Origin of the sequence: Micromonospora sp. NBC_00858 (assembly GCF_045207365.1) — a bacterium.
Lineage (GTDB): Bacteria > Actinomycetota > Actinomycetes > Mycobacteriales > Micromonosporaceae > Micromonospora.
The window spans coordinates 2,478,187-2,497,343 of record NZ_CP108828.1 but is presented as its reverse complement, the minus strand read 5'-3'; the positions used below and the strand labels follow the sequence as shown (position 1 = coordinate 2,497,343).

Below are 19,157 nucleotides of genomic sequence, written 5' to 3'. Positions count from 1 at the left end.
TACGCGCCGCCCCCGCTGGTCCGGCGCGACTGTTCTCATCATCGGCGCTGTACGCGCCCGACCCGTCCGCCCATGGGGTGACCCGGCGCGGATTTCACGCTGCGGGTGCACCCCCATGCCGACTCAGGGTTGCCCCTGACCCGACGGCCGGTCGACCTGTTTTCCGACCGGCGAAACGCTGCCGGGCCCGACGCTAGGAGCTGACCCCACGAGAGGGTCAACCGCGCCGAGCCATCTCCGGTCACGGTAGGTGAGCGCGGCAACCTGGCCGTCACCCCGCGGAGGGATCTTCGAGTACGCCCGGTGGGGTAGTCGGGCGGGTGCGGGCTACGCCCGGGGACGGACCAGCCCCGACTCGTACGCCAGCACCACCGCCTGCACCCGGTCGCGCAGCCGCAGCTTGGTCAGCACGTGCCCGACGTGGGTCTTGATGGTGGTTTCGCTGACCGACAGCGCCACCGCGATCTCGGCGTTGGACAGCCCTCGGGCCACCTGCACCAGCACCTCGCGTTCCCGCTCGGTGAGCGCGCTGAGCGCCGACGACGGTGTCGCCGCCGGGTCGGGCAGCAGGTCGGCGAAGCGGTCCAGCAGCCGCCGCAGGATCCGCGGCGCCACCACCGCGTCCCCGCCGGCCACCGTGCGGATCGCCGCGATCAACTCCTCGGCCGGGACGTCCTTGGCCAGGAACCCGCTGGCGCCGGCGCGCAGCGCGCCTACCACGTACTCGTCCAGGTCGAAGGTCGTCAACACCAGCACCCGCACCGGCAGCCGGGCGTCGACGATCGCCCGGGTCGCGGCCACCCCGTCCATCCGTGGCATCCGGATGTCCATCAGCACCACGTCGGGCAGCAGCCGGCGGGACAACTCCACCGCCTCCAGGCCGTCGCCGGCCTCCGCCACCACGTCCAGGTCGCGCTCGGCGCCCAGCACCATCCGGAACCCGGTGCGCAACAGCGGCTGGTCGTCGGCGAGCAGGATCCGCACCGGCCGCGCCGAGGCCACCCGATCGCTCATCTCGTCTCCCTGTCGCCGCGCCGACGCCGCTGCCGCACCGGACATCCTCGCGCACACCGGCCCGTGCGTCGCGGACCACCGTAGAGGCCGGCTCGTCGCCGCGTCCCGACCGGCGCGGTACGAGCCCGGTCGGGTTTCCGGCTGAGGTGTGTCGCGGGGGTGGGGGGCGGCCGGCGCGAGCGGTCAGGGGATGCCGCTGGCGGCCAGCCTCACGGTGACTGGCGGGCGCGTCCGGAGGTCACTCGTCGGCGCCCGGCGCCGCCGGACCGGACCGGGCGTCGCGGAGCGGATCGGTGTTGGCCACCGCGACCGGGAACGGCGGCGGGGTGCCACCGAAGGTCGGACACAGCGCCTGGTGGCTGCACCAGTCGCAGAGCCGGCTCGGCCGGGGCCGGAAATCCTGCTGGGCGGTGGCCTGCTCGATCGCCCGCCACAGCGCCACCACCGTGCGTTCGAAGCGGACCAACTCGTCGGCGTCGGGCGTGTAGTCCAACACCTCGGCGTCGCGCAGGTAGAGCAGCCGCAGCACCCGGGGCACCACCCCCCGGGTACGCCACAGCACCAGCGCGTAGAACTTCAGCTGAAACAGCGCCCGCGCCTCGAACGCCTCCCGTGGGGCGCCACCGGTCTTGTAGTCGACCACCCGCAGCGCGCCGTCCGGGGCCACATCGAGCCGGTCGAGGTAGCCCCGGATCAGCAGCTCCTCGTCGACCACCGCCGAGATCAGGCTCTCCCGCTCGGCCGGCTCCAGCCGGGTCGGGTCCTCCACCGCGAAGTAGCCCTCCAGCAGCGCGGCGGCGGAGCGGAGGAACTCCACCGGGCCGGCCGGCTCGGCGCCCTCGAAGAGGCCGGCCAGCTCCGGCTGCTCGGTGACCATCCGGTCCCACTGGGGGGCCACCAGGTCACCGGCAGCGGTCGGCGTGCGGCCCGGCGCTGGCAGGTCGAACAGTCGCTCCAGCACTGCGTGCACCAGGGTGCCCCGGGCCTGCTCGACGGTTGTCCGCTCGGGCAGGCGGTCGATGCTGCGGAACCGGTAGAGCAGGGGACAGGTCTTGAAATCAGCCGCCCGCGACGGGGACAGCGAGGCCCGCACCGTGGGCGGCACCTGCGCCGGGGAGGGGGACTGTGGGGTGGTGACCGGTTCCGCCGTCATGTCCGCAAACGTTAGGGCACCGGTGTGACACCGACCGCCGCCCGCCCGGTCCGTAGCATCGTTGCGATGGAGCAGACATCCCGGCCGCCGCGTCGGCCCGACCGCCGTTCCGGCCTGAGCGTGGGCCGGGTGTTCGGGGTGCCGTTGCACCTCAACGGCTCCATGGTCCTGCTCGCCCTGCTGGTCGCGGTGCTGTACGCCGAATTCGCCCGCCGGCAGTTGGATCTGTCGCAGCTCAGCGGCTACCTGATCGGCTTCGGGTTCGTGGTGTCGCTGCTCGGTTCGGTGCTGCTGCACGAGCTGGGCCACGCGCTGACCGCCCGGCGGTACGGCATCGGTGTGCGCGGGATCACCCTGGAACTGCTCGGCGGCTACACCGAGATGGACCGGGACGCCCCGACGCCCCGGGTCGACCTGCTGGTCTCGCTGGCCGGCCCGGCGGTGTCCGCGGTGCTCGGCGTCCTCGCGGTGGCCGCCACGCTCGCCCTGCCCGAGCAGACCGTGGCCCACCAACTGGCCTTCCAGCTCGCGGTGAGCAACGTCATCGTCGCGGTGTTCAACAGCCTGCCCGGGCTGCCGCTGGACGGCGGCCGGGCGCTGCGCGCCGCGGTGTGGGCGCTCACCCGCGACCGGCACCGGGGCACCGAGGTCGCCGGCTGGACGGGCCGCGTGGTCGCCGCCGGCACCGCCTTCCTGGTCCTCCTGCTCACCCTGGCCGACTACCTGGCGCCGTTGGCGCTGCCGCTGATGCTGCTGGTCGCCGTCACCCTCTGGCGCGGCGCCGGGCAGTCGATCCGGGCCGCCCGGGTCAGCCGCCGGTTCCCGCTGATCGACCTGTCCCGGCTGGCCCGGCCGGTCTGGCCGGTGACCACCGGCACGCCGCTGTCCGAGGCCCAGCGCCGGCGCACCGAGGGCGGGCAACCCGGCGCCGCGCTGCTGGTCACCGACTCCACCGGCCGGCCGGTGGCGCTGGTCGACCCGGTCGCCGCCGAGGCGGTGCCCGCCGAGCGCCGCCCGTGGCTGGCGGTGGACGCCGTCGCCCGGTCGTTGGGCGCGCTCCCGGCGCTGCCGGTCGGGCTGGACGGGGAGCGGGTGATGGAGGCCGTGCAGACCCACCCAGGCGCGCAGTACGTGGTGACCGCAGGCGAAGATGTCGTCGGCATCCTGCACATCGCGGACCTGGCGCAGCTCCTCGAACCCAACCGGAAGATGACATCGTGACCGCAACTCCCTCCACCGTCCCGGCCGACGCCGCCACCCCGGCGCTGACACCCGTGCACCGCGGGCCTTTTCGGCCCGGCGACCGGGTGCAGCTGACCGACCCGAAGGGGCGGATGCACACCGTGACGCTGGAGCCCGGCAAGGAGTTCCACACCCACCGCGGCATCCTGGCGCACGACGCGCTGATCGGGCTGCCCGACGGCAGTGTGGTGACCACCTCCGGCGGCGGCACCGCGTTCCTGGCGCTGCGGCCGCTGCTGTCGGACTACGTGCTGTCCATGCCGCGCGGCGCTCAGGTGATCTACCCGAAGGACTCGGCGCAGATCGTTGCGATGGGCGACATCTTCCCCGGCGCGAAGGTGCTGGAGGCCGGCGCCGGCTCCGGCGCGCTCAGCTGCTCGCTGCTGCGCGCGGTCGGCACCGAGGGAGAGCTGCACTCGTTTGAGCTGCGTGACGACTTCGCCCAGATCGCCAAGCGCAACGTCGAGTCGTTCTTCAACGGGCCGCACCCGGCATGGAACCTGCACGTCGGCGACGTCGCGCAGTGCCAGGAGACCGGCTTCGACCGGATCATCCTGGACATGCTGACTCCTTGGGAGACCCTCGACATGGTCGAGCGGGCGCTGGTGCCCGGCGGGGTGTTCATCGGTTACGTGGCCACTACGCCCCAGCTCTCCGAGCTGGTGGAGGCGCTGCGGGAGCGCGGCGGCTGGACCGAGCCGAGGGCGTGGGAGTCGCTGGTGCGCGACTGGCACGCCGAGGGCCTCGCCGTCCGTCCGGATCACCGGATGATCGCGCACACCGCGTTCCTGGTCTCCGCGCGCAAGCTGGCCCCCGGGGTCACCGCGCCGCCCCGGCGTCGTAAGCCCAGCAAGGGCACCGAGGCGTACGTGCAGCGCCGACAGGTGTTGCGCGAGGCGGAGGCGGCCCGACAGGCCGCCGCCGCGCAGGCGGCAGGTGTGGATCCCGACGCGACGGGAGAGAAGGACAGGCCGTGACCGATGAGCTGGGCGCTGGCGGCGCCGAGCGGGGGGAGGCGGCGGCATGAGCCGACCGGGCTACGGCGGCGGTGACCTGCCCGCGGTGTTTCCCGACTGGTCGCCCTACCAGGACCTGGAGTCGGCGGCGCGGGCCTACCTGCGCGACCCGGACGTCGCCCTGGAGGCGCTCGGTGGGGTGCTGCGCGGCGCGTCGGTGCTCGGCTTCACCCTGGAACGCTTCGTCAACGAGGTCAACGGCGTGTGGCAGGAGGTCGTGGTCTGCGACGGCAGCCGGCTGATCCTCTGGCACGGCGAGGACGTGCCGCCGGAGGAGGGGCCACCGGGGTCGATGACGTCGTCCCTGCGGGTGGTGCCGGTCTCCACCGTCACCGAGGTCGGCTGCCGGCGTCGGCTCACCCGCTCCGACAGCGGTGAGATCCGGGTCGACAGCATCGACGTCTACCTGCTGCTCACCTCGCTGGACGAGGCGCCGCCGAGCGAGGAGATGTCCGGTACGCCGCGGCACGACGCGCTGCGCTTCGGCAAGACCCTCGACGACGGCGGGGCCGGGCAGATCGCCCGGTTGGAGGAGTTCGCCCGGCTGGTCGCCTCGGTGGTCGGCCGCCCGATGCTCTGAGGCGTACCCCGTCGTGGGGCCGGGCCGCGCGGCCCGGCCCCACGACGGCGTGGCTCAGTCCTCGGAGTCCGGGCCGGCGACCTCGACGCCGTCGCCGCGCACCACGTGGATGCAGTCGCCCGGACACTCCTTCGCGGAGTCGATCACTTCGAGTCGCAGGTGTTCGGGCACGTCGACCCGGCTGCCCGGCGCCATCCGCAGCTCACCGTCGGCGCCCTTGACGTACGCCAGGCCGTCGATGTCGAACTCGAACACCTCTGGCGCGTACTGCACGCAGAGCCCATCGCCCGTGCAGAGATCCTGGTCCACCCAGACCTGCAACTGGTCGGTCGCGACCTCGGCCACCGGTGCACCCCCCATGTTCTCGCGTCCTACGCTCCGACGGTACCCGAACGCCGGTACCGGCCCGCCAGGCCACCCTTGGCGATCAAGGTTCGGTGACGAGGGTGTTGCGTGGGACCGAATCGGCCTCATAGCGGCTAGTGTTAGGGCAGAACGTTCAAGCCCCCCGGGGAGGTGGGACGTGGCACGCAGCGACGACGCGGACTCGCGCGCCGCACGGTGGGAGAAGGAAGCCCACGATCTCTCCACGCAGGTCGCGTTCCTTCAGGAGGAACTCGCCCTGGTGCGGCGCAAGTTGACCGAAAGCCCCCGACACGTCCGGCAGCTCGAAGAGCGGCTGGCGGCCACCCAGGCACAGTTGGCGCGGCTGACCGAGAACAACGACCGGCTGGTGAGCACCCTCAAGGAGGCTCGCACGCAGATCGTGACGCTCAAGGAGGAGATCGACCGCCTCGCACAACCGCCGAGTGGTTACGGCGTCTTCCTGGCCAAGCACGACGACGGCACGGTGGATGTCTTCACCGGCGGTCGCAAGCTGCGGGTCGCCGTCTCGCCCTCGCTGGACGTGGCCGAGCTGCGCCGCGGCCAGGAGGTCCTGCTCAACGACGCGCTCAACATCGTCGACGCGTTCGGCTACGAGCGGGTCGGTGAGGTCGTGATGCTCAAGGAGATCCTGGAGGGGCCAGGCGGCGGGCCGGGTGACCGGGCGCTCGTGGTCTCCCACTCGGACGAAGAGCGCATCGTGCACCTCGCCGAGACGCTCATCGGCTCGGCGATCCGGGCCGGCGACTCGCTCATGATCGAGCCCCGCTCGGCGTACGCGTACGAGCGGATCCCGAAGAGCGAGGTCGAGGAGCTGGTCCTGGAGGAGGTGCCCGACGTCGGCTACACCGACATCGGTGGCCTCCAGTCGCAGATCGAGCAGATCCGCGACGCGGTGGAGTTGCCGTTCCTGCACGCGGACCTGTTCCGTGAGCACCAGCTCCGTCCGCCCAAGGGCATCCTGCTCTACGGCCCGCCGGGTTGCGGCAAGACGCTGATCGCCAAAGCGGTGGCCAACTCGCTGGCCAAGAAGATCGCCGAGCGGCAGGGCAAGGAGAAGCACACCAGCTTCTTCCTCAACATCAAGGGCCCGGAGCTGCTCAACAAGTACGTCGGCGAGACCGAGCGGCACATCCGGCTGATCTTCCAGCGAGCCCGGGAGAAGGCCGGCGAGGGCACCCCGGTGATCGTGTTCTTCGACGAGATGGACTCGATCTTCCGGACCCGCGGCTCCGGTGTCTCCTCCGACGTGGAGAACACGATCGTCCCGCAGCTGCTCAGCGAGATCGACGGCGTGGAGGGGCTGGAGAACGTCATCGTCATCGGCGCCTCCAACCGGGAAGACATGATCGACCCGGCGATCCTGCGCCCCGGTCGGCTCGACGTGAAGATCAAGATCGAGCGGCCGGACGCCGAAGCGGCCAAGGACATCTTCTCCAAGTACATCCTCTCCGGGCTGCCGCTACACCCTGACGACCTGGCCGAACACGGCGCCGACCCCCAGGCCACCGTCGCGGCGATGATCGACGCCGTGGTGCTGCGGATGTACTCGGAGACCGAGGAGAACCGCTTCCTCGAGGTCACCTACGCCAACGGTGACAAGGAAGTCCTCTACTTCAAGGACTTCAACTCCGGCGCGATGATCCAGAACATCGTCGACCGGAGCAAGAAGATGGCCATCAAGGAGTTCCTCACCTCCGGCCGCAAGGGGCTGCGACTGCAGCACCTGCTCGACGCCTGCGTCGACGAGTTCCGGGAGAACGAGGACCTGCCCAACACCACCAACCCCGACGACTGGGCGCGCATCTCCGGCAAAAAGGGCGAGCGGATCGTCTACATCCGCACGCTCGTCTCCGGGGGCAAGGGCGCCGAGGCCGGCCGGTCCATCGAGACCGCCAGCAACACCGGCCAGTACCTCTGATCACGCCGCGGCGGCACCGGACCTGTCCGGTGCCGCCGCTGCGTGCGTCCGACGCCCACCCCGACGCGACGCGGTACCGGCGGGCCAACGGATCCGCCCGTTCCAGCTAGACTGCGGCGACTTCTCCGACCGATCGAACGAGGACTCCCGTGCGTGCCGACGCCACCAAGGAAATGCCAGCAGTGCCGGGTGGCACGGACAAGCCGGATCCGCTAGTAAACCCCCCCACGCCGCCGGCCGCCCGGCGCCCCGGCATCGGCCCGCTGCTGGCCGTGCTCGTCGCCTGCTGGCTGGTGCCGCTCGCCGCGAACGCCGTACACGCCGCCTGGCTGTTGCCCCCGCTGGTCCTGTTCGGCACGGCCAGCCTGCTGCGCTCCGGGCGTACCCTGCTCGACCGGGTGGTGCTCGCCCTCGCCCTGCTGGCCGGCCTCACCTGCGCCGCCGGCCTGCTCTTCAGCGTCTGGCCCTGGGGCCTGCACCCGGTGCCGGTCTCCGGGTTGGCGCTCACCGTCCTGACCCTGGCCGCCGCGCTGTCCCGGCGGGCGCCCCGGCTGCCCCGCCCGGGCTGGTCCGACCTGGCCTCGCTGGCCGCCGCCGCCCTCGCCGCCGGCTACCTCGCCACTCCCTACCTGCGCGCCACCAGCTTCGGCCAGCGGCTCAACCTCGCCATGGTCGGCGAGGACAACGGACGCCACCCGGCTCTGTTCGACGTGATCGGCCGCCTCGGCGGCTACCTCTTCCTCGACCCCGACACCGCCCGCGAGCAGATCTTCTCCGGCCTGGTCCACTACCCGCAGGGCTGGCACTTCACCACCGCGCTGCTCGACGGCTTCCTGCGCAGCGCCGGCGACGCACCCACCGGGCCGGCGCTGATGGACCACTACGTGCTCTGGTGTCTCGCCACCTTCGGGATGCTGCTCATCGCGCTGATCTGGGCCGCTCAGCACGTCGCCGGCCCCCTGCACCCGCTGCGCCGACTGGTCCTCATCATCGCCGTCACCGCGCTGGTCCTCGGCACCGAACTGCCCCGGCTGCTGGTCGCCGGCTACCCCAGCGAGACGTTCGGGCTCAGCCTCTCGGCGATCCTGATCGCCCTCGTCGTCCGCCCCCTCCACCGGCTCCGCGAGCAACTCATCCTGGTCGGGGCACTGCTGATCGGCATCGGCTTCAGCTACTACCTCTTCCTGTTCCCGATCGGTGCCATGGTGCTCTGCTGGCTGGTCGCCGACCGGCGCCGGCTGCGCACCCGCCCCGGCACCGTCGCCATCATCGCGTTGTTCACCGCCGCCCTGGCCCCGCTGACCGCGCTGCTCGGCGTGCTCGTCGCCGGCCAGAGCGAGGCGCTCGCCGCCCCCGGCGGCACACCGCCGGTCGAGACCTACAACGCCATGCTCGGCCTCGGTGCGCTCGTCGTCGCCGGCATCTTCGTCCAGACCAACCGCGGCGAATCCACCTGGCGGCGCTACCTCGTCGTGCTGGCCGTCGGCCTGCTCTTCTCCGCCGCCATGGCCGCCGTGAACCTCGCCAACGGCACCCAACCCGCTTACTACTTCGGCAAGACCGCGCACCTCGTCATCGTCGTGCTCATCATCGGCACCGCCGCGCTCGCCCGACTGCTGCCCGTACCCGCGGAGAGCACCGATTCCGAGCCGCGACGCCGCCCGATCACCGGCGCACTGCCCTCCGTCGCCACCGCCGCTCTGGTGACGATCGCGCTGCTCGCCGGCACCGGTCTGATCGGCTGGACCGGCGGCTTCTTCCACCGCACCGGCAGCAACGGCACGTGGGCGAAGGACTGGGCCGGACGCGACGTGCGGGCCATCACCCGCCCCGCGTCGGTCACCGCCGCCGCCTACCGGGCCTACCCCGCGATCCCCGGCACCGTCACCCTGGTGGTGGACAAGCAGGGCCCGCATGGATACCGGGAGTCGATCTTCCTGTCCGCGATGCAGGGCACCAGCGGTCAGACCGAGCCCGGCATCTACTTCACGATCTACGAAGAGCCCGCCCGGACCGCGGAGATCCTGCGTCGCGTTCCCCGCCCGCTGCGGCTCATCGTGGCCGACCCGGCCGCCCAGCTGGCCATCGATGGGGCACTCAAGGTCGACCCCTCCCTTCGGGAGGGTCTGACGCTGGTGCCGCTCAAGCCCGCCAGGCCGCGGTAGCCGCGCCGCGCCGTGCGGCAGGGCCGCGCGGTCGGCCACCACGCAGACTAGTCTCGATGGTGTGAGCGGCGGGCACGCCGGCTCCGTGGGCGAGCGAAGCGAGTGGTCGCATGACGGTACGTCGGATCATGGGCACCGAGGTCGAGTACGGCATCTCCGTGCCCGGCCAGGCCGGAGCCAACCCGATGGTCACCTCGTCGCAGGTGGTCAATGCCTACGGGGCCCGCCCCGAACTCAACCGGGGCGGACGGGCCCGCTGGGACTACGAGGAAGAGTCGCCGCTGCGCGACGCCCGCGGCTTCACCTACTCCGGGGCCGCGTACGATCCGGCCGAGGCGTTGGCCGACGAGGACCTCGGCCTGGCCAACGTGATACTCACCAACGGGGCGCGGCTCTACGTCGACCACGCCCACCCCGAATACTCCACACCCGAGGTCACCACCCCTCGGGACGTGGTGCGCTGGGACAAGGCCGGCGAGCGGGTGATGGCCGAGGCGTCCCGCCGGGCGGCCACCATCCCCGGCAGCCAGCCGATCCACCTCTACAAGAACAACACCGACAACAAGGGCGCCAGCTACGGCGCCCACGAGAACTACCTGATGCGCCGGCAGACCCCGTTCGCCGACATCGTGGCGTACCTGACGCCGTTCTTCGTGACCCGGCAGATCGTCTGCGGCGCCGGCCGCGTCGGCATCGGGCAGGACGGCGGGCAGAGCGGCTTCCAGATCTCCCAGCGCGCCGACTTCTTCGAGGTCGAGGTCGGTCTGGAGACCACCCTCAAGCGACCGATCATCAACACCCGCGACGAGCCGCACGCCGACGCCGACAAGTACCGCCGGCTGCACGTCATCATCGGCGACGCCAACCTCTCGGAGATCTCCACCTACCTCAAGGTCGGCACCACCGCGCTGATCCTCACCATGATCGAAGAGAAGGCGCTCGGCGGCGATCTCGGCATCGCCGACCCGGTCAGCGAGCTGCGCGCGGTCAGCCACGACCCCACCCTGTCGCACCGGATGCGGCTGCGCGACGGCCGCCGGCTCACCGCACTGGATTTGCAGTGGGCGTACCTGGAGCGGGTCCGGTCCTTTGTCGACGACCGGTACGGCACCGACGCCGACGAGCAGACCATCGACGTGCTGGACCGCTGGGAGAGCGTGCTGGACCGGCTCGGCCGTGATCCGATGCTCTGCGCCGACGAGCTGGACTGGGTGGCCAAGCTGCGGCTGCTCGAGGGCTACCGGGAGCGGGAGAAGCTCGGCTGGGGCTCGCACAAGCTTCAGCTGGTCGACCTGCAGTACTCCGACGTCCGGTCGGAGAAGGGCCTCTACAACCGGCTGGTCACCCGGGGAGCGATGAAGACGCTGCTCACCGACGACGAGACGCGCAGCGCGATGACCGAGCCGCCGGAGGACACCCGGGCGTACTTCCGTGGCCGCTGCCTGGCCCAGTACGCCTCCGAGGTGGTCGCCGCCAGCTGGGATTCGGTGATCTTCGACGTGGGCCGGGAGTCGCTGGTCCGGGTGCCGATGATGGAGCCCGAGCGGGGCACCCGTGCGCACGTCGGAGCGCTGTTCGACCGCTGTGCCAGCGCCAAGGACCTGCTGGAGACGTTGACCGGGGGCTGAGCGCGGGTCCGGATGCCCGTCGGGTGCCGCAAGCCGGCGCGCGGCGGGCTTTTCGTCGCCTGCGCGAGGTAAGTTCATCGCAGACGATCGTGGAGGAGGCAGCAATGGCCACTCATGACAGCGGCGGCCAGTCGCAGTCCGGCAAGTCCCGCCAGGGCGAGGAGATCGAGGACGTCACCACCGAGGCCAACCCCGAGGTGGCCGAGCGGCACGCCGAGATCACCGAGGACGTCGACGACCTGCTCGACGAGATCGACTCCGTCCTGGAGGAAAACGCAGAAGAATTCGTGAGAGGGTATGTGCAGAAAGGGGGTCAGTGAGGCATATGTCCGACTCGTCCAACGTGTCGGACAAAGTCTGCCCCCAATGTGGTCGGTTGCTTCCCGCAGCGGGTTTCCATCGCAACCGGCGTCGGGCCGACGGGCTCGCGTTTTACTGTAAGACCTGCGCGGCGGCGCGCTCTGCGGCAAGCCGCCGCAAACAGGGTGTCGCTGCGCAGCGCAAGGCCGCCGTGCCGATCGGCGAGGGGCTGAAGTGGTGCCCGGACTGCGAGCAGATCAACGCTCTGGACGACTTTCCCCGCACTACCAGTGCCAGTGGCCGGCACAGCTACTGCAAGCCGTGCCACAACGCGAGAGGCAAGGAGAGCAAGCTCCGTCTGCATGGCGGCACGCGCGAGTACCACCTGCGGCGGCGCTACGGCATCGGGGAGAAGGAGTTTCAGGAGCTCCTGGCCGAGCAGGGCGGGGTCTGCGCGATCTGTGGCGGCGCGGACCCGCAACATCTGGACCACGGCCATCGCACCGGATGGGTGCGCGGGATAGTCTGCTTCAACTGCAACGGTGGTCTTGGCCAGTTCCGTGACAGTCCCATGAGGCTGGCCAGGGCGATCACGTACCTGAGAGGAACCACGTGGCAGCGGGCTTTGATCCATCCGGGCGTCTACCAGATGTGTTCACCAACGCGGGGACGTCCTCCTTCACCACGTTCTTGAGCCGGGCGGCCCCCGAGATGCTGCCCGGTCGGCGGCCGCTGCCGCCGGGCATGGCCGCCGACCTGGCGCCGCACGCGACGACCATCGTCGCCATCGCGGCCGCCGACGGCGTGGTGATGGCCGGCGACCGACGGGCCACCATGGGCAACCTGATCGCCCAGCGCGACATCGAGAAGGTGCATCCGGCCGACGCGTACTCGCTGGTTGGCATCGCGGGCACCGCGGGCATCGGGATCGAGCTGATGCGACTGTTCCAGGTGGAGCTGGAGCACTACGAGAAGATCGAGGGCGCGATGCTCTCGCTGGACGGCAAGGCCAACCGGCTGGCCTCGATGATCCGGGGCAACCTGGGCGCGGCCATGCAGGGGCTGGCGGTGGTGCCGCTCTTCGCCGGCTTCGACCTGGCCGCCGCGGACCCGGCGAAGGCCGGCCGGATCTTCAGCTTCGACGTGACCGGCGGCCCGTACGAGGAGACCGGCTACGACGCCATCGGCTCCGGCTCGCTCTTCGCCAAGTCCGCGCTGAAGAAGCGCTTCCGGGCCGGCATCACCGCCGCGGAAGCGACCCGGCTCGCGGTCGAGGCGCTCTACGACGCCGCCGACGACGACACCGCGACCGGCGGGCCGGACCTGACCCGGCGGATCTACCCGGTGGTGATGACCGCGACCGCCGAGGGCACCCACCGGCTCACCGACGCCGAGACGGCGACGATCGCCGAGGGCGTGGTCGCCGGCCGGATGGAGAACCCGGGCGGTTGAGCCCCGTCCACCCCCACCAGTCAGCAGTCGTCAGCACCGCGCCGTAAGGAGAACCGCCGCCGTGGCCATGCAGTTCTACGCCTCGCCCGAACAGATCATGCGCGACCGCTCCGAGCTGGCCCGCAAGGGCATCGCCCGGGGGCGCAGCGCGGTGGTCCTGAGCTACTCCGGCGGGGTGCTCTTCGTCGCGGAGAACCTCTCCAGCGCCCTGCACAAGGTCAGCGAGATCTACGACCGGATCGGCTTCGCCGCCGTCGGCCGGTACAACGAGTTCGAGAACCTTCGGCGGGCCGGCGTGCGGATGGCCGACCTGAACGGGCTCAGCTACGACCGTCGGGACGTCACCGGCCGGGCGTTGGCCAACGCGTTCGCGCAGACCCTGGGCGCGATCTTCACCGAGCAGTCGAAGCCGTTCGAGGTGGAGATCTGCGTGGCGGAGGTCGGGGCCACCGCCGCCGACGACGAGCTGTACCGGCTCACCTACGACGGCTCGGTCAACGATGAGCCGGGGCGGATGGCGATGGGCGGCCAGGCCGAGGCGATCACCGGGGTGCTGAAGTCGAACCACCGGGCGGACATGTCGCTCGGGGAGGCGGTGAAGGTCGCGGTGCAGGCGCTGAGCAGCGTCGGCGGGGAGGGCGGTGCCGCCCGGACGATCGCCGCGAACCAGCTCGAGGTGGCCGTGCTGGACCGCCAGCGGGTCGGGCGGACGTTCCGACGGATCACCGGGGCCGCGCTGACCGCACTGCTGGACGGGGAGACGGCGCCGTCGACCGGCGACCTGCCGGACACGCCGAGCGTGCCGACCGGGGAGTCCGGTAAGCCGACCAGTTCCGCGGGCTCCGCCGACCTGGAGGATCGGCCGGGTCAGGCCGACCGCTGATCGTGTGACAGAAGCGCCGGGGACCGCCTTTGCGGTCCCCGGCGCTCGTGTCTGCGGGAGTGTGTCTGCGGCGCTGGTGTCTGCCGGCGGGGGTGTCAGCGGCGCTGGAGCAGCGGCCGGGCCAGGGCCCAGTAGCCGGCGGCGACCGCGTTGAAAACGCCCATCCCGGGGGGTGAGTCGACGTTCGACGGTGCCACCCGGGCGGTCATCAGCTCGGCGATCACCCCGTCGGGCACGGTGCGCTCGCTCTGGAGCTGACGGCGGCGGGCGCCGACCCAGGACCGGTTGCGCCACAGCCAGCCCCAGCCGCGGGTCTTCTGCTTGGTCCAGCCGCCGGCGAGCGCGGCGGCGAGCATGGCGGCCTCGGTGAGCAGCAGCATCGGGGCGAGCACCACCAGCGTCCGGGTCTGGTACGCGGTGAGCAGGGTGACCAGCCGGTTGCGCTCCACCAGGTAGAGCTTCAGGTCGTTGCGGGAGAACTCGTAGTGGTGCCGGACGACGGCGTCCGGAACGTACTCCAGGCGCAGGCCGCGCTGCCAGAGCCGCAGGCTGAGCTCGGTGTCCTCGTGGTAGGCGAAGTACTCGGCGGCGAAGCCGTCGAGGTCCTGCCAACGCTGTCGGCTGATCACGAAGCAGCAGCCGCTGAGCGAGGGGACGGTGGTGCGGCTGGCGTGGGCGGTTGCGGGTTCGCCGTTGCCACCGGCCCAGGACAGCCCGGTGAAGTGCAGCGGGTTACCGGAGGTGTTGATCAGCTCGGGGGTATCGGCGAGCCGGATCGAGGCCATCGCGGCGCCGACGCCGGGGTCGGCGGCCACGGCGACGGTCTTGGCGAGGGCGTCCGGGGCGACGATGGCGTCGGAGTTGACGAAGGCGAGCCAGTCGCCGGTGGCCTCGGCGGCACCGACCCGGCAGCCGCCGGAGTAGCCGGTGTTCTGTTCGGGCCGGACCACGCGGACCTGGGGGAAGCCCTTGACGATGTCGATGCCGTCGCCGGTGCAGCCGTTGTCGACGACGATCAGCTCGATCTCGACGTCGGTGCTGGCCAGGACTGCCCGGGCGGCGTCGACCAGGTACGGCTCGGCGCCGTAGGCGAGCATCACCGCGGTCACCTGTGGGCGGGTCATCGGATGCCTCCGGATACGGCAGGGGCCACGGCTTCGTCGAGGGGCCGGGTGGGGGTGGGGGCGCGGTGGGTGCCGTCTCGCAGCAGCACCGCCATGGTGGCGGCCACGACGACGGAGCCGATGGCGTAGGCCAATTCGACCCGCAGGGTCACCGGGGCCGGGACGAGTGTCACGGCCACCAGAGCGGCGACGCCGGCGGTCCAGGCGAGCGCCTGGGCCCGGTGCCGGTCGAGGGCGAGCAGTGCCTGGCCGAGCACCATGGCCCACAGGTAGGCGAGGGTAGCGACGCCAAGCCAGGCGAAGTCGCCGTGGCCGAGGACGTCGGGCGCGTCGAAGAGAGTGCGTACCAGCCAGGGGCCGACCAGCACGGCGCCGATCGTTCCGGTGAGGCCGAGCGCGGTGACGATGCCGAGCGCGCGGCGCAGCAGGCTGTGGAAGCCGGCCCGGTCGCCGGTGGTGGCGGTGGTGGCCAGGCCGGGCAGCAGTGACGCCTGCATCGACCCGAAGACGAACAGCGGGATGCGGACCAGCACGAGGGCGGAGAGTAGGGCGCCGGCGGCAGCGGTGTTGGAAGGGGCGAGCAACTGCAGGTTGATCACGCCGATGTTCACCACGACCTGGGAGAGCAGGCTGGAGACGGTGAGCAGGCCGAGGCCACGCAGCAGGGTGGCCCAGGCCACCGGTACGCCGCCGCCGATGGTGCGGAGCACCGGCGGCAGAGTGAGCAGGACGCTGACCAGCGGGGCGGCGACCAGTACCAGGCCGTACCAGACCGGGGAGGTCACCCCGGCGAGCCCGAGCAGGGCGACCAGGATGATGCGCAGCCCGCCGTCGATGCCGAGTTGGGTGCCGTACCAGGGGAAGAGTTGCAGGCCGGAGAGGACGCCGCGGGTGGAGTAGGCGATGGCCATCGCGACGAGCGCGCCGACCAGCACGGTGACCATGGTGCCGTCGCCGGCGAAGAGCCGGTCGGCGAGCGGCTGTCGGCCGGCGGTGACGGCCAGCACCAGCACGGCGAGCACCACGGCGGCCACCGCGACGCCGCGGGCCAGCACCGGGCCCGGGGGTAGCCCCTGGCTGTGGCTGGCGGCGACGACCCGGGCGACCTCCTGCTCGACGGGCATGAACACGCCGATGCCGAGGGTGAAGACGATCGACCAGAGCACCGACAGGGAGGAGTAGTCGGCCTCGGTGAGGCTGTGGCCGGCGACCGCGAGGTGGACGTAGGAGGCGAGGCCGAGGAGACCCAGCCCGGCACCAACAGCGATGGTGCCGGGCGGGATCAGGCGCAGCAGGCGACGGATCACCGGCGGATGAGCGCCAGCGTGAGCACGGCGAACGCGCGACCGAGATAGATCATTGCCTTCGCGGGGGAGTGGCTGGGTGTGCCGGCCATCCGCTTGCGCATGGCGACCGGCACCTGCCGGATGCGGAAGCCGCGCCGGGCGGTGTGCACCAGGGTCTCCACCGTGTCGCCGAGGTATTCGGCCGGGTACCAGCTGGCGAACATCTCGATGACCCGCCGGTTGGCGGCCCGGAAGCCCGAGGTGGTGTCGGTGAGCTTGGTGTGGGCGACCCGGGACAGCACGGCGGAGAGCATCACCATCGCCCAGCGGCGGGGGCCGCGGACGTTGTAGTCGCCCTCGCCGGCGAACCGGGCGCCGATGACGAGGTCGCTGTCCTCGAGCAGGTCAACGAGCTTCGGCACGTACCGGGGGTCGTGCTGGCCGTCGGCGTCGATCTGGATGGCGACGTCGTAGTCGTTGTCCCGTGCGTACCGATAGCCGAGGCGCATGGCACCGCCGACGCCGAGGTTGTACGGCAGCGTGGCGACCCGGGCGCCGGCGGCGGCGGCGACGGCCGCGGTACGGTCGGTGGAGCCGTCGTCGACGACGAGCACGTCGACACCGGGCAGCTCGCCGCGAACCTCGCCGACCACGTCGGCGATGGAGCCCGATTCGTTGAGTGCCGGGATGATGATCAAGGTGCGCTTGCCGTTAACCATCGCTGGACACCAGTTCGTCTCGGGCCGCCCGGTCCGCGTCGATCTGCGCGCGGAGCAGGGCGAAGTCTTCGGCCAGGGTGCGGGTTTCCTCTTCCAGGGCGCTGACCTCCCAGCTCAGGTGCACGCACACCAGCAGCAGGAAGACGATGCCGAGGAAAAGCACCAGGCTGACACCGGAGGCGACACCGAGGAGTTCGGCGACGTTGTCGAGCAGCCGGGGGAACAGGGACAGCGGGATCACGATGATCAGCACGGCGAGCCAGAGCATGCCGTACTTCTCGCGCAGCTGACGACGGCGCAGCAACTCGACGATGGTGCCGAGCAGCAGTAGGCCGGTCAGGCCGGTGACGAGGGTGAGCTTCATGCGACCTTCCACGGGGCGGGTGGAGCGGGGGAGTCGAACGCGTCAACCAGGCTGGTGTGCCAATCCGGAAGCGGCGGGAGACCCGCGGCCGCCCAGCGGCTGTGCCCTAGCACACTGTACGCCGGGCGGGGGGCGGGACGCGGATACCGGTCGCTGGTGGTGGGTCGGATCCGGTCCGGATCCAGCCCGGCCAGCGCGAACGCAGCCCGGGCCAATCCGTACCAGGTCGTCTGGCCGGCGCAGGTGCCGTGGTACACGCCGGGGGCGGCGCGCCCGGCCAGTGCCGCGTCGCCGAGCGCCACCAGCCGCTCGGCGAGGGCGTACGACCAGGTGGGCTGGCCGTGCTGGTCGTCCACCACGTCGAGGTGCTCCCGCTGCGTGGCGAGCCGGAGCATGGTGGCCACGAAGTTCGGCCCGTGCGCGCCGTACAGCCAGGCGGTGCGGACCACGTACCCGGTGTCGGGCAGCAGCCGGGCGACTGCCTGCTCGCCGACCAGCTTGCCGCGGCCGTACGCGTTGACCGGCGCGGTGGGCGCGTCCTCCGGGTAGGGGGTGTGCGCGTCGCCGGCGAGGACGTAGTCGGTGGAGACCTGGATCAGGCGGGCTCCGTCGGTCGCGCACGCCGCCGCGAGGTTCGCCACGCCCTGGCCGTTGACGGCGGTGGCCGCTGCCTCGTCGGCCTCCGCGCCGTCGACGTTGGTCCACGCCGCCGCGTTGATCACGACGTCGTGCCCGGCCACCGCGGCGCTGACCGCGGTGGGATCGGTGACGTCCAGGTCGGCCCGGGTGGCGGCGGTCACCTTGAGATCGGGCCGGGTCGCCAGCACGGCGACCAGGTCCCGGCCGAGCATTCCGCCGGCACCGGTGAGGAGTAGTCGGGTCATGCGGTGGGGGTGGTCTTGAGGGGTTCCCACCAGGCGCGGTTTTCCTGGTACCAGCGGACGGTGTCGGCGAGGCCGTGGTCGAGGTCGATGCTGGGGCTGTAGCCGAGTTCGTCGTGGATTTTGGTGATGTCCAGGGAGTAGCGGCGGTCGTGGCCCTTGCGGTCGGCGACGGGGATGACGCGGTCCCAGTCGGCGTCGCAGGCTTGCAGGAGGAGGCCGGTGAGTTCCTTGTTGGTCAGCTCGGTGCCGCCGCCGATGTTGTAGACCTCGCCGGCGCGGCCTTTCTGCTGGACCAGGGCGATGCCTCGGCAGTGGTCGTGCACGTGCAGCCAGTCGCGGATGTTGGCGCCGTCGCCGTAGAGGGGGACGGTGCCGCCGTCGAGCAGGTTGGTGACGAACAGCGGGATGACCTTTTCGGGGAACTGGTACGGGCCGTAGTTGTTGGAGCAGCGGGTGACGACCACGTCCATGCCGTGGGTGCGGTGGTAGGCCAGGGCGAGCAGGTCGGAGCCGGCCTTGGACGCCGAGTACGGCGAGTTGGGGGCCAGCGGCCAGGTCTCGGTCCAGGAGCCTTCGTCGATCGAGCCGTAGACCTCGTCGGTGGAGACGTGCACGAACCGGCCGGTGCGGTGGCGCAGCGCGGCGTCGAGCAGTGTCTGGGTGCCCAGCACGTTGGTGGTGACGAACGGCGCGGCGCCGGCGATGGACCGGTCGACGTGTGATTCGGCGGCGAAGTGCACGATCACGTCGTGGTCGGCGACGACCTGGTCGACCAGGACCGGGTCGCAGATGTCGCCCTGCACGAACCGCAACCGTGGATCGTTTTGTACCGGTGCCAGGTTGGCCCGGTTACCCGAGTAGGTCAGTTTGTCGAGCACGGTCACTGCCGCCGGCTCGAGCGGCGGCACGCCGTCGGCACTGCCGAGGGGCTTGCCCAGCAGCAGGCGAACGTACTCCGACCCGATGAATCCGGCTCCGCCGGTGACGAGGATCCTCACGGGTCCGGAAGTGTACGCCAAGTCGCGCGTCGCGCGGGGCATGC

The 19,157-nt window shown here is 71.4% G+C and carries 19 protein-coding genes; 10 read left to right on the top strand and 9 right to left on the bottom strand.

Going from position 1 to position 19,157, the window contains the following annotated elements; genetic code table 11:
* Window positions 1-327 precede the first annotated feature (327 nt).
* Together OG990_RS11770 and OG990_RS11765 are read right to left on the bottom strand one after the other, a co-directional pair.
* Window positions 328-1,014 carry a response regulator transcription factor gene (locus OG990_RS11770; protein WP_328416903.1) on the bottom strand — a complete coding sequence of 229 codons (687 nt, stop codon included), beginning with the start codon at window positions 1,012-1,014 and terminating at the stop codon, window positions 328-330.
* A gap of 238 nt (window positions 1,015-1,252) precedes the next feature.
* A complete protein-coding gene (locus OG990_RS11765; protein ID WP_406080377.1) occupies window positions 1,253-2,167 on the bottom strand; it encodes a RecB family exonuclease in 915 nt (304 codons plus the stop codon).
* Window positions 2,168-2,296: 129 nt separating this feature from the next.
* Between OG990_RS11765 and OG990_RS11760 the strand changes: the two genes are divergently transcribed.
* From OG990_RS11760 to OG990_RS11750, 3 genes are read left to right on the top strand one after another with little or no spacing between them, the layout of a single operon-like run.
* Window positions 2,297-3,388, top strand: a complete 1,092-nt coding sequence (locus OG990_RS11760; protein ID WP_386991559.1) for a site-2 protease family protein — start codon at window positions 2,297-2,299, stop codon at window positions 3,386-3,388.
* Window positions 3,385-4,386: a tRNA (adenine-N1)-methyltransferase gene (locus tag OG990_RS11755; protein ID WP_386991244.1), complete on the top strand. Its 1,002-nt coding sequence runs from the start codon at window positions 3,385-3,387 to the stop codon at window positions 4,384-4,386. Before OG990_RS11760 ends, OG990_RS11755 begins: the two co-directional genes overlap by 4 nt.
* 46 nt (window positions 4,387-4,432) lie before the next feature.
* Window positions 4,433-5,005 (top strand): hypothetical protein, encoded by a 573-nt coding sequence (locus OG990_RS11750; RefSeq protein WP_328416897.1) that lies wholly within the window; start codon window positions 4,433-4,435, stop codon window positions 5,003-5,005.
* 54 nt (window positions 5,006-5,059) lie between these two features.
* Here the strand turns inward: OG990_RS11750 and OG990_RS11745 are convergent, their stop codons facing one another.
* Window positions 5,060-5,350: a ferredoxin gene (locus OG990_RS11745; protein ID WP_386991246.1), complete on the bottom strand. Its 291-nt coding sequence runs from the start codon at window positions 5,348-5,350 to the stop codon at window positions 5,060-5,062.
* A 178-nt stretch (window positions 5,351-5,528) separates the two neighbouring features.
* On the opposite strand from OG990_RS11745, the gene arc reads away from it, so the two are divergent.
* The 7 genes from arc (at window position 5,529) to prcA (ending at window position 13,738) form a co-directional block, all read left to right on the top strand.
* Window positions 5,529-7,310 carry a proteasome ATPase gene (gene arc / locus OG990_RS11740; protein ID WP_121653287.1) on the top strand — a complete coding sequence of 594 codons (1,782 nt, stop codon included), beginning with the start codon at window positions 5,529-5,531 and terminating at the stop codon, window positions 7,308-7,310.
* A 149-nt stretch (window positions 7,311-7,459) separates the two neighbouring features.
* Complete coding sequence (locus OG990_RS11735; protein ID WP_406080375.1) at window positions 7,460-9,475, top strand: hypothetical protein; 2,016 nt, start codon at window positions 7,460-7,462, stop codon at window positions 9,473-9,475.
* 110 nt (window positions 9,476-9,585) lie between these two features.
* Entirely contained in the window at window positions 9,586-11,103 is a 1,518-nt protein-coding gene (gene dop / locus OG990_RS11730; RefSeq protein WP_406080373.1) for a depupylase/deamidase Dop, read from the top strand.
* 104 nt (window positions 11,104-11,207) lie between these two features.
* Complete coding sequence (locus OG990_RS11725; protein ID WP_030332902.1) at window positions 11,208-11,423, top strand: ubiquitin-like protein Pup; 216 nt, start codon at window positions 11,208-11,210, stop codon at window positions 11,421-11,423.
* Between the two features lie 56 nt (window positions 11,424-11,479).
* Window positions 11,480-12,097, top strand: a complete 618-nt coding sequence (locus OG990_RS11720) for an endonuclease VII domain-containing protein (protein ID WP_406080372.1) — start codon at window positions 11,480-11,482, stop codon at window positions 12,095-12,097.
* Window positions 12,016-12,855, top strand: coding sequence for a proteasome subunit beta (gene prcB, locus OG990_RS11715; RefSeq protein WP_406080371.1), 840 nt, complete (start codon window positions 12,016-12,018; stop codon window positions 12,853-12,855). The genes OG990_RS11720 and prcB overlap by 82 nt, the downstream gene beginning before the upstream one ends.
* 61 nt (window positions 12,856-12,916) lie before the next feature.
* Window positions 12,917-13,738, top strand: coding sequence for a proteasome subunit alpha (gene prcA / locus OG990_RS11710; RefSeq protein WP_355615193.1), 822 nt, complete (start codon window positions 12,917-12,919; stop codon window positions 13,736-13,738).
* Between the two features lie 95 nt (window positions 13,739-13,833).
* On the opposite strand, the gene OG990_RS11705 is transcribed toward prcA, so the two are convergent.
* From OG990_RS11705 to rfbB, 6 genes are read right to left on the bottom strand one after another with little or no spacing between them, the layout of a single operon-like run.
* Entirely contained in the window at window positions 13,834-14,862 is a 1,029-nt protein-coding gene (locus OG990_RS11705) for a glycosyltransferase family 2 protein (RefSeq protein ID WP_328416886.1), read from the bottom strand.
* Entirely contained in the window at window positions 14,859-16,169 is a 1,311-nt protein-coding gene (locus OG990_RS11700) for a lipopolysaccharide biosynthesis protein (RefSeq protein ID WP_406080369.1), read from the bottom strand. Before OG990_RS11700 ends, OG990_RS11705 begins: the two co-directional genes overlap by 4 nt.
* A complete protein-coding gene (locus OG990_RS11695; protein ID WP_328416883.1) occupies window positions 16,166-16,867 on the bottom strand; it encodes a glycosyltransferase family 2 protein in 702 nt (233 codons plus the stop codon). Before OG990_RS11695 ends, OG990_RS11700 begins: the two co-directional genes overlap by 4 nt.
* Entirely contained in the window at window positions 16,860-17,231 is a 372-nt protein-coding gene (locus OG990_RS11690; RefSeq protein WP_328416881.1) for a DUF2304 domain-containing protein, read from the bottom strand. The genes OG990_RS11695 and OG990_RS11690 overlap by 8 nt, the downstream gene beginning before the upstream one ends.
* Window positions 17,228-18,115 (bottom strand): dTDP-4-dehydrorhamnose reductase, encoded by an 888-nt coding sequence (rfbD, locus tag OG990_RS11685; RefSeq protein WP_328416879.1) that lies wholly within the window; start codon window positions 18,113-18,115, stop codon window positions 17,228-17,230. The genes OG990_RS11690 and rfbD overlap by 4 nt, the downstream gene beginning before the upstream one ends.
* On the bottom strand, window positions 18,112-19,113 hold the full coding sequence (rfbB, locus tag OG990_RS11680) for a dTDP-glucose 4,6-dehydratase (protein ID WP_386991260.1): 1,002 nt from the start codon (window positions 19,111-19,113) through the stop codon (window positions 18,112-18,114). Before rfbB ends, rfbD begins: the two co-directional genes overlap by 4 nt.
* Window positions 19,114-19,157: the final 44 nt, after the last annotated feature.

What these genes read in the sequence shown, in the direction of transcription:
- OG990_RS11770 (WP_328416903.1), bottom strand. Translation starts at nt 1,014, where the DNA reads ATGAGCGATCGGGTGGCCTCGGCGCGGCCGGTGCGGATCCTGCTCGCC.
- dop (WP_406080373.1), top strand. Translation starts at nt 9,586, where the DNA reads ATGACGGTACGTCGGATCATGGGCACCGAGGTCGAGTACGGCATCTCC.
- OG990_RS11750 (WP_328416897.1), top strand. Translation starts at nt 4,433, where the DNA reads ATGAGCCGACCGGGCTACGGCGGCGGTGACCTGCCCGCGGTGTTTCCC.
- OG990_RS11725 (WP_030332902.1), top strand. Translation starts at nt 11,208, where the DNA reads ATGGCCACTCATGACAGCGGCGGCCAGTCGCAGTCCGGCAAGTCCCGC.
- OG990_RS11690 (WP_328416881.1), bottom strand. Translation starts at nt 17,231, where the DNA reads ATGAAGCTCACCCTCGTCACCGGCCTGACCGGCCTACTGCTGCTCGGC.
- OG990_RS11765 (WP_406080377.1), bottom strand. Translation starts at nt 2,167, where the DNA reads ATGACGGCGGAACCGGTCACCACCCCACAGTCCCCCTCCCCGGCGCAG.
- OG990_RS11695 (WP_328416883.1), bottom strand. Translation starts at nt 16,867, where the DNA reads ATGGTTAACGGCAAGCGCACCTTGATCATCATCCCGGCACTCAACGAA.
- rfbD (WP_328416879.1), bottom strand. Translation starts at nt 18,115, where the DNA reads ATGACCCGACTACTCCTCACCGGTGCCGGCGGAATGCTCGGCCGGGAC.
- OG990_RS11705 (WP_328416886.1), bottom strand. Translation starts at nt 14,862, where the DNA reads ATGACCCGCCCACAGGTGACCGCGGTGATGCTCGCCTACGGCGCCGAG.